Here is a 13,624-nt window from a genome sequence, read left to right on the forward strand (position 1 = left end):
AGTTTTTTAAATTTATAAATGGTACATTTGAACTTTAAAAAACAATACATCAATAGTCATTAAAATAAGTAGAATTTAAAACTATGAATAAATTATTAGGAATCTTTGTCTTTGTTATTTTCTTATTATTCACTCCTGTTTTTGGCTTTGCTCAAAGTCAATATGCAGAAGTTACTTGGCATAAGCCACGAGCTAAAATAGCAGAATCGAAAGGCTATACAAACGTATTTGGAGATATAGAAGTAGTAGGAACTTCAAAGAGTGGAATTTCTATTATAATGAGAAAAGAGGATAAATTCAAACGTGGAGAGAAAGAAACAAAGTATTTTATAGAAAGTTATAATAGTGAATTTGGAAAAATAAAAATACAGGAACTACAAATAGATGATGAAAAAGAAAGTTATAATGACCTACTTTTACATAATGATAAGTTACTTTTATTTACGAGTTCTAAAAGTAAGAAGGGGGAAAAAGATTTTTTGTATATGCAAGAGTTTAATAAATCAACCCTTGCTTTTATTGGAGAAAAGAAGAGAATAGTAGAAGTTGATCTTTCAGAAAACCCTCTCCCTTCTAAATACTCAATGTTAATGCGTCTAGGTGGGGGTAATACCACTACTAGCAAGGAAGAATTAGCTAGACGAGTGGGATACATTTTTAAAATAAAGCGTACTAATGACTCTTCTAATGTAGTAGTTACTTATAAATTACCTGTAAAGATAAAAGATTATCAAAAAATTCATATAGCTCTTTTTGATAAAAACTTAGAATTAAAAGCTCAAAAAGTAAATAGTTTACCTTATAGTGAGAAAGAATTTGATATATTAGGTTACGATTTAGATGAAGAAGGAACGACATATATAAAGGGTATAGATACTAAGAAAGAAACTGGAAAGATTTTTAGTATTTCTAATAATTTATCAGATTTCAAAGAATACTCGTTTCCATTTACGAAAGAATACAAAAGTTTTGATTATGTATTTGATGAAAAAAATGCAATTAAGATATATGGAGTTTATAGTAAATATTTAAATCTCAAGGATACTGAAAAGGGAATTTTTCATATATCTATAAACCGAGAATCTGGAGAGATAGAAAAGAATAACTCTATACCTTTTGAAGATAGATTTCAAAAAATTCTTAGTGATAGAGCTAATATTGTGTTTTTCATAAAAAACAAAGATGGTAGTATTCTAATGAGTGTAGAAAATAAAGATATAAGATATAGTGATAATAGTATCAATAATTCTCTATCGAAATACACTTACCGATATAAAGATGTAATTGTGTTTAGTTTAAATAAAGATGCTATTATAAACTGGTCTACTGTTATATCAAAGAGACAGTTTCAAGACGAATTGTCTAACCAAACAATAGGAGATCAATATATATCGTTCTATCAACAGAAAGTAGGCGATAAGTTATATCTTATTTTTCCAGACCATGCTGATAATAAATCTGTAGAATCAGCAGAAGATAAAATCCAATATTATGCTATCAACGCTAAAGTAGCTATGTTAGCCGTTGTAGCAATAGACTTAAAGACAGGAGAGGCTAAAAAAGAAAAAATTTACGGCTTTTTGCCAAAAAAAGATAAGGAGTGGATAATACCTCACAAGATGGCTAAAATATCAGAAACAGAAGCTCTTATCTATGCAGAAGGATATGATACTTTTAAAGTAGGAAAAATTACTTTTAAGCCATAAAATAGAAGATTTATAAATAGAAAAAGCCTATTAGATTTTTATAAGCTAATAGGCTTTTCTCATTTAAAGTTACAGAATAATACCATCAAAATAATTATCAACCCAAAAGCTCCTTTATTTTTTTAGCTGTTCGGATAGAAACTCCTTCCGTCTGAATTTGATTTTTGAGCGCAATATATTCTTTTCTCATAAAATCATATCTATCACCTTCTTTATCTAAAAGTAATTCTAATTCTTGGCTAATAGTTTCTACATTTGCATCATGTTGTAAAAGTTCTTTTACAATTTCCTTATTTGCAATAAGATTGACCAGCGAAACCCACTTTACTTTAATTACTAGTTTTGCAATCTGATAGGTAATTGCATTTACTTTATAAATTACCACCTGAGGAACTTCAAAAAGAGCTGTTTCTAAAGTTGCTGTTCCAGAAGCAACAATGGCAGCATCTGCGTGAGAAAGCAAATCATAAGTTTGCTCAAAAATCACATCAATTCCATTTGCTTTTGCCTCATCATACAAGCTCTCATCTAAGCTAGAAACACCAGCCAAAATAAATTTATAGTTTGCAGCATCTGATTTTTGCTTAAATTTATTTACAACTTCTATCATGACAGGCAAAAGTGACTTTACTTCCTGCTTTCTACTTCCTGCCAAAAAAGCAATATTTTTTTGATTAGAATTTTCTTTATTTAATTCGCCATCTATAGCTTTAACTTTGTCTTTCAAATTATTTTCTAATAAAAAACTGTCATTTGGTTTATAATTTTCTATTGCATCAAAAAGAGGATTTCCAACATACGTTATTCTATCAAAATCAAATTTCTTATAAAACTCAATTTCAAAAGGCAAAATAGAAAACATATAATCGATGTTTTTTTTGATTTGCTTGGCTCTTGATTGATTCCACGCCCAAAGTTTCGGAGAAATATAATAAAATAATTTTGGCGTTTTGAGAGTTGAGTTTTTGTTATAATAACTTCTTAAATACTTTGCAATTCGCAAATTAAACCCTGGATAATCTACAAAAATAACTGCATCAGGCTTAAACTCTAAAATATCTTTTTTGCAGAATGAAAGTAGTTTTTGAATTGTTCCCAAATTTTGAACAACTTCAAAGAAACCCATAAAAGCTGTTTCTCGGTAATGTTTGGCAAGAGTTACACCATTATTTTCCATTAAATCGCCTCCAAAACCTCTAAAAATAGCTGTTGGATATTCTTTCTTTAAAGCATTTACAAGATTAGAAGCATGTAAATCGCCTGACTTTTCGCCAGCAATGATGTAGAAACGCATTAATTTTTGTGTGTCTTGTTCTGTTTATTTTTTTTGTAAAGTACAAAATTAGACAAAATTCTAATCTAGTAAAAGGAGAACCTTTTACCTACAAAAAACAAATTATACAGGATTTTGTAAAAATTTTAAAACTCCTCCTTTATTACTTACTTCAAAGGCTACGTTTGCACCACAGATAACAGTTTCATTCTGAGCAGTATGTCCGATTGGAAAATTAAAAGCAACAGGATAATTATATTCTTTTACTAAATCAATAATCATTTCTTCGACTGAAAAACCAAATTGCTGGGCAGTTTGCTTTGAACCTGAAAAACTTCCTACAACAATTCCTTTTAAGTTTTTAAATTTTCCTGCTCGGTAAAGTTGCCAAAGCATTCTATCAACAGCATAAAGATTTTCACCTACTTCTTCTAAAAAAAGAATTTTATTATCTGTATTTATTTCTGTGGGAGTAGCAAGGCTGTTGATTATCATACTCAGATTTCCTCCTATTATTTCTCCTTCTGTTTCTCCTAATTTATTTTTTGGATGAGGTGTTGAATTAATTTGATATGATTTGCCTAATAGAGCCTGTAAAAAACTTTGTATAGATTTTTCAATCTGAATTTTATCAGAAATTTCACTTGTATCTTGCTTTAGGGTATTTCTCACTCCTTTTTCGCCTTTTTTACTCTGTTGAATTTGTACTTTCTGAGAATCTGTAAATGCTTTTTGAGTTTCTACATTAGTTTGAGGTTGGTATAAATACTTAAACTGAACAGGCATAAAACCATGCATACTTTGAAAACCCAATTGATTTATTTTCAAATGAATAGCTGTAATATCACTAAAACCGATGAGCCATTTCGGATTTTCTAAAAATTTATCCCAGTTGAGTTTGTCCAAAATACGTCCCATTCCATATCCACCACGAATACACCAAATCGCTTTTGTTTCCTTACAATCTAAGGCTTTTTGAAGATCAAACAGACGATGTTCGTCCGTTGCAGCAAATCGAAAAAAATTATCTGTCAGATGAATTCCCACTTTTGGTGTAAAACCATTTTCAATTATCCACTCTACAGCATATTCTATATTATTAGGTTCAACAATTCCAGAAGGAGCTATCAAACGAATCATATCTTTTGATTTCAAAAAAGGAGGTGATTTTGAGAATGTAGATTTTTGCATAAGAATAAATAAGTAAAAAGTGGATAAGATGAAACCTTAGCAGAAAGCTAAACTAAATAATGAATAGATTATAAATAATGTTAGCAAAATATTTTGTTTAACTTTAAAGTTATTAAAAATAAACAAAAATTTCACCTAATTAAAGGTATTTTTTAAAAACCCTGCTTTTTCAGTAAAAAAAATCCTTATAAACTACAAAAAGTCTAATTAATCAAAAGAATTTCTGAGTAATTAGACTTTTTAAAAATTCAGCAAATCATATCTGATTCTAAAAAACTCAAACCTTCTCCATTTTTACTTCATTAAAATACATTCGTGTAGCCAACATGTGTTCACAAGCTCCTTTTCGAAGATTATTCATTTTGTAAAAATTACATTCACAACTAGCATCTACAATTCGCTCATCGTTATCTATTTGAACAAGTGTTGGATAGGTTGTATTTCTATCTCTTACTCTGCCTTTCAAAACAATTCGTTCACCTTTTTCGCCATCTTTATTGACAACATTTGTCGTATCAACTTCTACTTGTACGCCATTATTTTTAATAAAACGTGTTGCTTTTTCTTCTTCTTCACTAGCAAAACGCAATTTATCCATTGGCAAAGGGTCTTTCGAAAGCTCACGAACACGATAAACGCCCATTTTCAAATCATAAATTACTCGTCCTGCTTGTGTATAGGCAGCCAAAGCAGAAGAAACTGTTTTTGTATCTAAGTTTAGACGACGAGCCAATGATGCCGAACTCTCAAACCAGTTTTGTTTCAAAGCATTGAAGACGGTTTTTTTAGTAAAATCATCTACTTCACTTCTTGGTGCCATCAAATCAAAATTTCCTGCTCTTGACCAATCATTAGAAGTCCAACCCGAAAGACCAAGCGTAAAAGTCATATCTGATTCTAATTCAGCTATAAAAAATGAAGGTAATCCAGAACCAAGCAAAACAAGTTTGAAATTTTTGGCTACTGGAATCAATCTTTCCAAAATCAAAATACGTCTTCTTCCCCAAATACGAATTTCTTTAGACTCATGTCCTGTATAAATAGAACGGTTAAAAATGAGTTCCTTATTCCAAGGCTCAATAATTATTTTGATAGGTTGATTTGGTTCTAACACAAAACGCAACGAACGAGGACTTTTTTTCTCCTTAAATCTTCTCAAAAACTGACACAGACTAAAAATATCCATTGGATGTAAATCTAGTGTAGTCGAAGGAAGGGTCATAGCAGAACTAACTTGCAAAAACCCTCGTACCCACGTATCAGGCAAATCAATTTTAACCTCTTTATAGCTGTCTTCATTGGTCGTCTGAACCTCAAAACCACTTGGGTCAATCTTAAAATCTGTTTCTTTATAGTTACGAATCTTTTGAAACTCATTATATAAAGTAGCTGAATAATCTACATTTGTAGTTCCACATTCAAACTCATTTATTTCTTTGAATACATTATAACTACAACTTAGCTTGCCATAAGTAGATTCATCTTGACTAAAACATTCAAAAAACACCTCGTCTGGATGAACTGTAATTACAGGGTCAAGGACAAACCAAGCATCTTTATCTTTTTCATAGAGATATTTGAAATATTCACGTTGTGCTTTGTAGTAAGGCTCTAAAATCTTCCCACTTTCTTTATAGGATTCGTTTAATTCCTTTCTGACTTTTTCAGTTTTGGCTTTTACTTCTTCAATCTGAAAGGATTCCATATACTCAGCAAGCCAAATTTGTTCTTGTTTTTCTGCCCACGCCTTATATTCTGTTTTGTCTTTGGGTTTGAAACGCAAATCTGAAACTACCACATGATGAAGCGCAGAAATAGCTTCACGAAAATTTATTTTTTTATCTAATTTTCCTACGAAAAAAGTAGGTTCACGCAGCGCATCAGGAGCAAAAGACATAGAAGTCTGCTCTGAGTTATTTATGATGTTGGTGTTGCCACCGTATTTATATTCGAAAAGCATAATTTTATTTTTTTGTATTCTTGTTTAACCGTCGTTGAGGTCAAGACCGTCAACGAGGTTTTGAATCTATAATCCTCAACGACGACGAAGTCTCGTTGACGGTTAAAACTTTATTCAAAAACCAAAGCCACTTTCAAATTCTCATATTTCACTTTTAGTTTTTGAAGAATCTGAATAAATCGCTCTTTGTCTTGAACGGCACTTGTAGCCACCAAATCATTAAACAATGGAACAACCCAAAAAGCAGTTTCTTTTGAAGATAAAGCCTCTTTTTCTAAGAAATCAAGAACTCTATCTTTTGCAATTCTGCCTTTATTGACTTGCATCAAAACACAACGGAAATAAAATTCCATTTCTTTCAAGCGTTCAAGATTCCCAGTTGCAAAACGTTCTAAATAATTGGTTGCAAAAAGCTGCATCGAATTGCTAGGATGCTGACTGAGCATAGTCAAGTATTTTTCGCCATCTTTTTCTTCAAAGAATTTGGTAATAAGTTCTTTTCCAAATGCTTCTATATCTGGACGAACTGAATCAGCAATAGAAACCAGACTATCTACATCCCAATCGTTTTCTGTGAAGTTTTCTCTAAAAAATGCCATTGCTTTTTGGCGAACATCATCCCATTTAGCATCCAAAATTCGTAAGGCTTCATCACGTTCGTAACGAATGCGAGCAACATTATTTTGATAATATTCTAATGTCCAACTACGAATTTCTAAAAGTTCGTGAGCTGCTAAGGCAACAATCTGACGAATAGAAACTTCTTCTTTATTAGTTTGATTAGCAACAATATGATTTTTGAGAATATGAAAACCTACAAACTGTCCTTCTCTATAATTTCCATGAAGAAGATTAAGCGTAGTTTTGAGTGTAACATTTGATAAATAAGAGTCAAAATGATTGATTAAAAGATCTGCAATTTCTTTATGAACACTGAACTGTTCGGAAGAATCATTTTCACTTTGATTTTCAGAATTATTTCCACTTTCTTTGTTCTGTTTTTCTTGTTCTGCTTTTATTTTTGCAGCTTCTTCTCGTTTTATTTCTTCTGGGTCTTTTTTACGAAGAGCCAAAACTAATTTTGTTACAATAGATTCAGAAAACTCTTTTCCTTCTTTTGATTGCTGATTGACTTTATTTTGAGTAAGTTTTATTATAATTTCTTTTGCCGAACTTCTCAAATTTTGATAAGGAGAAATAAGCATATTTCCTAAAAGTTGATGCGCTTCTAAAAGTGCGCTTTCAGGATAATCTGCAAAAATTTCCATTCCATTTGCTCGTATCTCTTCTGATTTACTCTCAAAAAACCCATTCAAAATAGAAAAAGGAATATCAGTTGCTTTTATCAGTTTGGATTTAATAAGCAAAATATCACTCGCAAAAACTTGATTTTGAAGGTTTGTGTCTTCCAAAAGCTCCAAAACAATATTCCAACCTACATTTTCTAAAACAGGTTTTGCGTTTGCTTTCAATATGTTTTGAGCATCTTTAAGTAATAGAGTAGAATAATTTTTATCTGTACTAAGCATCTCAGAAATTGCTTTTCCTACAATAATCTGCCATTTCTCAGTTGATAAAGGAATAGTTTGTAAAAACTGATTTATCCAGCTTCGGATATCTATATATTGATTAAAAATAAGCTCAGAGACAAAAAGTGTAAAGTTTACATCTTTTGTAAATTCTTGGCTGTTCTTTTCTATGATTTCTTTTGCTAATCTTCGTCCTTCTTCTAGTTTTGAGTTTAAGAGAATTAAAGTCAATTCTTTATCAAAATTTTCATTTAATTTATCCTTACATATTTCTACTCCAAAAAGTGCAGGAATTTCAAAATCAGAAGAAATCAGTTTTTTCAAAAGTTTTACATCAAATTTTGCAATTATATTTTCATACTCTGAATGTACTTTGAGATTTTTATAGGCAAACTCATGTATACTATCTAGTTTTGCTTCTGCTAAAAGTTGAACGTAAGCCTGTGGCAGAGCATCCCATTTTTGAGGAAAAAACTCTGTTCTTTTGTCTTCTTTGTGAAATTCTTTTTGTTCTTGAAGGGTTTTTCTGTTAAAAAACATTATTCGTTGCAAACTAGAAGGTTGCTCATTTTGAACAGTTGGTTGTGCATACCAACTATCTGAAACTATCGTAATTTTTTCTTTTTTACGCCATTTATTAGCTACCAATTCTAATTCTTTATTATTTCCATTCAAAATTAAATTCAATAATAAAGAAGACGCATTATCAGGAAAAACTGTAAAATTATGCGTATATTTTCTAGTAGTTCTATTCCAAGACGCATAACCGAAACTACTCACAGAATGGGCTTGATAATCTTCTTTTTGATAAGAAAGCAGAATAGAAGTAGCCAATTTTACATAATTGTGATTTCCTGTTTCTAATGCAAAATCTTTCAATCTTCTCAAATCTCTACGCTGAAGATACGCTCTAGTTTGCTCTGAGAATCCAATTTTTGAATCTTTCTTTTTTACTTCTTTTGTAATATCTGCTACTTGTTCGCTGAGTTCAAAAATATACCTTCTCACTTTATAACTATAACGCCAATGACTTGTATCTTCACCTTCTGAAATGGTCGTACTTTTATACATTCCTGTCGATTTCTCAAAACGATAAGAGAGCAAACCCAAAATTCTAGTATCATCACGCAGTTCTGCCAGTTTGTAAATTGAACGGATATACTTAAAAAATGGAGGACGAACAGCTATTTTTGAAAGTGAATTCAGAACTACTTTTTGTAAAAATGGATACACATGAACGAGCAAATAAAGTGTTTCTAAGAATTGAAAATCTTTTTGTTTTTCATTTATTCTTAACTGAATTTCTTTTTGTAACCCTTTTGTATCTTGATTTAATGTATATTCTTGAATAATTGGAGGCAAACTCTGCACTAAATTCGCAATTGTATTAATTTTAGCTTGTGATTGAGCTTCTATTTTTTCATCAAAATTTACACTCATCAACCCCTCTTTCGCTATCTTTTTGATATGGTCAGGATGGTTAGTAGCATTGGCATAAGTTTCAAAAATTGAAATTGCTTGTGCATCTTGACAGCGCACCAATGCCCAAAGAATAGAATAAATCTCTACCGTTTCCAAACTATTATCTTTTTCAATTAATTCAACTAAAAAAGGAATAGCTGATTTTAGTTTTAGCTCACCAACTTGCCAAGCTACTCTACCCGTTTTCCATTCTGATTTAAAAATACTTTTTTGTTCTTCATTTGGACTATTTATTTTATTTACAGCTTCTTTCAAACGCTGCAAAATAGCTTCTTCTTTTGAAGAAATTGAAGATGGAAAAACTTTTTCTTTTTTCTCTTTTGACTGACTTTCTTTTTTGTAGCCTTTTTTCGTTTTTTCAGTTTCTAAGGATGTAAAAACGGCTTGTGCTTTTATTTTTCCTACTGGAGAAGGCGTTTTTGTTCCGTCCTTTAGATTTGCACCTCGTTTTCCAAACCTGAAATTGACTACATACAAATCTGTTCCGACTTCACAAAGGTCGATTTCATAGACTTTATCCGAATTTCCTTGCTTAAAAAAGAGTTTGCTTTGTTCTATTAATTTCATATTATTTCAATTACGAATTAAAAATTACGAATTACGAAATAACTCTTTATTTTTAGATAAGAATGATTTGTAAAACGAGAAATAATTTAGTTTAAAAAATAATGTTCCTTAAAAAATATCCCACCAATCCGATTCATTTGATTGATTTTCTATTTCTTGATTTTGTTCTTCTGTTTGATTTTGATTTAACCCAATAGCTTGTTTATCATTTTTTTCCTCAGAAACGAATGCACGAGTAGGATTTTCTAAAACAGCATTTTCAACATAATTTTCTGCATTAGGAATAGAGTTTATTTGTTCTATAAATTTCTCTCCTTTTTTGGTATCTACCATTTTAATAAAAGAGGCAAAACCTAGAGCTGCTTGTTTTGGATCAGAATGAATTCCCCACTTCTTATCTTTTGCATACTTATCTATTTTCCAACCTGTTTTAGAAGTTTGATGTAAAAAAGCTCTGAATTTTCGGATTGTTTTTCTGTCAATTCCTAATTTATTATCAGCATTTTCATTGACAATAATTCCTGTAACTTTTTGCTGATTTCCTTTTCGCATAATGTGCGTTTTGTCTGAATGAACTTCAAAACCTTCGCTGTTTACTACTTTTTTGACAAAATAAAGCAATGAACCAATGATTTTATTTACATTTTTTGCATCCTTTTTTAAATCTAAGTCAGAAGAAAAAGTCAAATCATCAGCATAACGAGTATAAGTAAAACCCATTTTTTTGGCGAGTCCTTCCAAACGTTTATCCATTTTGTAGGCAATCAGCGTAGTAATGGCAGGACTGGCAGGCGAACCTTGAGGAAGAAAACGATTTGTTTTTCCTGTTTCTTTATCTACCTTTTGAGCATAATAAACCTCCCCATCGACACTTAATTTATCAGTTTCGTTGTGGGTAGTCAGAAGTGCAAAAAGTGTCGATAATTGTTCGGAATAACCAAATTTGAGAAAAAGTCCTTTTACTCTTTTGTAGGAAATAGAAGGAAAAAAATCTTTTAAATCTAAACTAATGACTAAGTTTTTATTTTGATGTGGCTCTGCATTTGTCAGAATAGAACGTTCTTTTACAAAACCATGAACAGTTGAATTAGCTTCAATTTTATCTAAAATGTTTGCTTTAATCCAATTTTGAGTGGCTTTTAGTTTTGGCTTTGGTGCAGAAATAAGGCGTTTTCCACCTGATTTTTTTGGAACGTAATAATTATGATATTGATTAACTTTAGAAACTGAGCGTTGAAAAGCTAAGAAGCGAAGTTCTGAAATAGGCTTATTTATTATTGAAGAAAATTCTACAATATTCTCAAAATAAGGAAGGTTGTGTTTTTCTAACTTCTCTTTATCTGAAAGAGTATTATTAAGACCTTTAGAAACTTCTCCACCCAAATAAATAATATTTGATTTTTGGGTTTCTGCCCATTTTTCAGCTTTTATTCTTCGTTTTTCTTCGTTTTTGGCTTTTGTTTCTTGTTGTTTTTCTTTGGAAGATTTCATGCGTTCAAGACGCATTTGTTTTAGCATGGCTTCTCTGCTGTCGTATTGTCTTTGTTTTTGAGTGAGTTCTGCGAGTTCTTTTCGAAGACTTGCTTGTCTATTGATAAGTTCTTCAGCAAGAGTTGGTTTTTCAGAATCTCCCCAAAATCCTAATCGCTTCATTTCTGTTAAAATGTAGTCTTCTTTTGAGGTAGCACGAATTCGGTCGTAGAGTTGTTGACGGGTCATTGACATAAACAAATAGGTTAATTTGGCAACTTTTTCCAATTTCTTATAAAAAATAAAAATATAAGAAAATGAAATTGCTTGAATTAAAAATTATTCAGCAAAAAATGACATAGCAAAAAAACATTTTTACTAGATTAAATGCTAATCTAAATAAAAAAAATGGTAATTTACTAAGGTGTAAAAGCTAAAAAAGACTAATTAATTTCTATTTGTTTGTTTGTTATTATCTATCATTGGTGAGAATCTCAAACAATGACAGATGAGTTGCACATAGAAGTGCATAAAGATTTGAGTAGTTAAACTCTCTTTTTTTTTATATATTTGAAAATAGTTTTGAAAACCTTCGTATTATCTGAGGACTATATCTATCAACTCCAGACTAACAACTACTAGTAGTTATTTAAGTGCAGCGCACTTATACCGTAAATGACTACTAGTAGTTAGTTAGTCATCTTAAAGATAGTATGTAGTGATGTATGTTGTGTAAAAGTTCTTGAATGACGAAACATCATTCGTTCTAAGAATGAAACTTAGAAAGCAAGGTATTCATTGCTATTATTAAAGCTACTATGAGCTACTATTTTATTTTTTTTTAATGAAATTATAAAAATACAGTTATAAAATCTTCGTATTATCTGAGGACTATATCTATCAACTCCAGACTAACACTACCTATACGCTATTTAAGTGCAACGCACTCAAACCGTAAATGGCGTATAGGTAGTAGTTAGTCATCATAAAGATAGTATGTAGTGATGTATGCTATGTAAAAGTTCTTGAATGACGAAACATCATTCGTTCTAACAATGAAGTTAGAAAGCAAGGTATTTATAACTACTGTATTTTTATTAGAAACAGCCTTTTGTGTTTCTATGCTTCAAAGGTAAGAATAAATTTCTAACCTGCAAAACATTTGCTAAAATTTTTACGTTTTTTTTTTTTCAGAAACTGAAATTTACAGCACATTTTAACTCTTACCAAAGTTTAAGGCTACATTCTATAAATAAAATTTCTTTGAACGAATCAAAACTTCTACTTCTTCTGGAACAAGATAGCGAATAGATTTTTCAGTCTTGATAAGTTCTCTAATATAAGTAGCCGAAATATTTAATAAAGGAGCTTCTACAAATTTTATTTTTGGATGGTTATGAAACTCTGTTTTTGGAGTTCCATCTCTTGGATAAACCAAAACTCCATAATATTCCAAAATCTGCTCATGATTTTTCCATTTATGAAAATGTGTCAGATTATCCTCTCCTATCAAAATTTGAAAATGATGATTGGGGTATTTTTCTTGAATATATGTCAATGTATCTATAGTATAACTTGGCTTGGGCAAACTAAACTCTATATCACTTACACTTAATTTTTCATTATCAGCTATTGCCAAGCGCACCATATCATACCTATCAAACTCATGAAGAAGTGAAGATTTTTTTTTATGTGGATTATGAGGCGAAACAACAAACCAAACTTGATCTAAATCTGTATTTTCTGCCATTGTGTTAGCAGTAATTAAATGACCAACATGAATGGGATTGAATGAACCAAAATAAAGACCTATTTTCATAGAGTTGTATTTTTATGATGTTGGTGATGATTGTGGTTTGGCTTTTTTAAGATAAACTCTTCTACTATTTTTTCACTAAAATCTAAGGCTTCACTAAGTGAATCATTAATAACAACTTCATCAAAAAAAGGAGCAAACTCCATTTCTATTTCAGCTTTTTCTACTCGTGCTTTGAGGGTTTCATCGGTTTCTGTTTTGCGAGACAATAATCTCTTTCTAAGTTCTTTGATAGAAGGTGGTTTTACAAAAACGGCTAATGCAGCATCTCCAAATTCTTGTTTGAGAGCAACTCCTCCTTTTACATCTACATCAAAAACGACAACTTGTCCTTGACTCCAAAGGCGTTCGACCTCGCTTCGTAATGTTCCATAATAAAGTCCTTCATAAACTTGTTCGTGTTCTATAAACTCATTATTTGTCATTTTTTTTATGAATTCATTAACAGAAATAAAATAATAGTCTTTATTTGGTTTTTCATAAGAACGAGGTGAGCGAGTAGTAGCAGAGATTGAAAAACTCAGAATTTCAGGATAAACACCTAGTAGATGTTTGACGATGGTAGTTTTGCCAGCTCCAGAAGGGGCAGAAAAAATAATTAATTTTTGGCTCATAGATGGTTGTAAAGTA

At 30.8% G+C, this 13,624-nt stretch carries 8 protein-coding genes; 1 reads left to right on the forward strand and 7 read right to left on the reverse strand.

Annotation, left to right across the window (positions count from 1 at the left end; all coding sequences use genetic code 11):
- Window positions 1-83 precede the first annotated feature (83 nt).
- Window positions 84-1,706 carry a hypothetical protein gene (locus V9L05_RS00180; protein WP_338813900.1) on the forward strand — a complete coding sequence of 541 codons (1,623 nt, stop codon included), beginning with the start codon at window positions 84-86 and terminating at the stop codon, window positions 1,704-1,706.
- A gap of 97 nt (window positions 1,707-1,803) precedes the next feature.
- On the opposite strand, the gene lpxB is transcribed toward V9L05_RS00180, so the two are convergent.
- The 7 genes from lpxB to gmk form a co-directional block, all read right to left on the reverse strand.
- On the reverse strand, window positions 1,804-3,000 hold the full coding sequence (lpxB, locus tag V9L05_RS00185) for a lipid-A-disaccharide synthase (protein WP_338813901.1): 1,197 nt from the start codon (window positions 2,998-3,000) through the stop codon (window positions 1,804-1,806).
- 102 nt (window positions 3,001-3,102) lie between these two features.
- Complete coding sequence (locus V9L05_RS00190) at window positions 3,103-4,170, reverse strand: LD-carboxypeptidase (RefSeq protein ID WP_338813902.1); 1,068 nt, start codon at window positions 4,168-4,170, stop codon at window positions 3,103-3,105.
- 277 nt (window positions 4,171-4,447) lie between these two features.
- Window positions 4,448-6,130 (reverse strand): SWIM zinc finger family protein, encoded by a 1,683-nt coding sequence (locus V9L05_RS00195; RefSeq protein WP_338813903.1) that lies wholly within the window; start codon window positions 6,128-6,130, stop codon window positions 4,448-4,450.
- 110 nt (window positions 6,131-6,240) lie between these two features.
- Window positions 6,241-9,708 carry a hypothetical protein gene (locus V9L05_RS00200; RefSeq protein ID WP_338813904.1) on the reverse strand — a complete coding sequence of 1,156 codons (3,468 nt, stop codon included), beginning with the start codon at window positions 9,706-9,708 and terminating at the stop codon, window positions 6,241-6,243.
- 108 nt (window positions 9,709-9,816) lie between these two features.
- Window positions 9,817-11,433, reverse strand: coding sequence for a reverse transcriptase family protein (locus V9L05_RS00205; RefSeq protein ID WP_338813905.1), 1,617 nt, complete (start codon window positions 11,431-11,433; stop codon window positions 9,817-9,819).
- A gap of 991 nt (window positions 11,434-12,424) precedes the next feature.
- On the reverse strand, window positions 12,425-12,997 hold the full coding sequence (nadD, locus tag V9L05_RS00210) for a nicotinate (nicotinamide) nucleotide adenylyltransferase (protein WP_338791428.1): 573 nt from the start codon (window positions 12,995-12,997) through the stop codon (window positions 12,425-12,427).
- The gene (gmk, locus tag V9L05_RS00215; RefSeq protein WP_338791427.1) at window positions 12,994-13,608 is read right to left on the reverse strand and encodes a guanylate kinase; all 615 of its coding nucleotides are present in this window, start codon (window positions 13,606-13,608) and stop codon (window positions 12,994-12,996) included. The genes nadD and gmk overlap by 4 nt, the downstream gene beginning before the upstream one ends.
- Window positions 13,609-13,624: the final 16 nt, after the last annotated feature.

It is taken from the genome of Bernardetia sp. Wsw4-3y2 (assembly GCF_037126295.1).
In the GTDB taxonomy this organism is placed as follows: Bacteria; Bacteroidota; Bacteroidia; order Cytophagales; family Bernardetiaceae; genus Bernardetia.

Excerpts from the sequence above, each read along its gene's own strand:
- V9L05_RS00180 (WP_338813900.1), top strand. The coding sequence starts at position 84 with ATGAATAAATTATTAGGAATCTTTGTCTTTGTTATTTTCTTATTATTC.
- lpxB (WP_338813901.1), bottom strand. The coding sequence starts at position 3,000 with ATGCGTTTCTACATCATTGCTGGCGAAAAGTCAGGCGATTTACATGCT.
- V9L05_RS00190 (WP_338813902.1), bottom strand. The coding sequence starts at position 4,170 with ATGCAAAAATCTACATTCTCAAAATCACCTCCTTTTTTGAAATCAAAA.
- V9L05_RS00195 (WP_338813903.1), bottom strand. The coding sequence starts at position 6,130 with ATGCTTTTCGAATATAAATACGGTGGCAACACCAACATCATAAATAAC.
- V9L05_RS00200 (WP_338813904.1), bottom strand. The coding sequence starts at position 9,708 with ATGAAATTAATAGAACAAAGCAAACTCTTTTTTAAGCAAGGAAATTCG.
- V9L05_RS00205 (WP_338813905.1), bottom strand. The coding sequence starts at position 11,433 with ATGTCAATGACCCGTCAACAACTCTACGACCGAATTCGTGCTACCTCA.
- nadD (WP_338791428.1), bottom strand. The coding sequence starts at position 12,997 with ATGAAAATAGGTCTTTATTTTGGTTCATTCAATCCCATTCATGTTGGT.
- gmk (WP_338791427.1), bottom strand. The coding sequence starts at position 13,608 with ATGAGCCAAAAATTAATTATTTTTTCTGCCCCTTCTGGAGCTGGCAAA.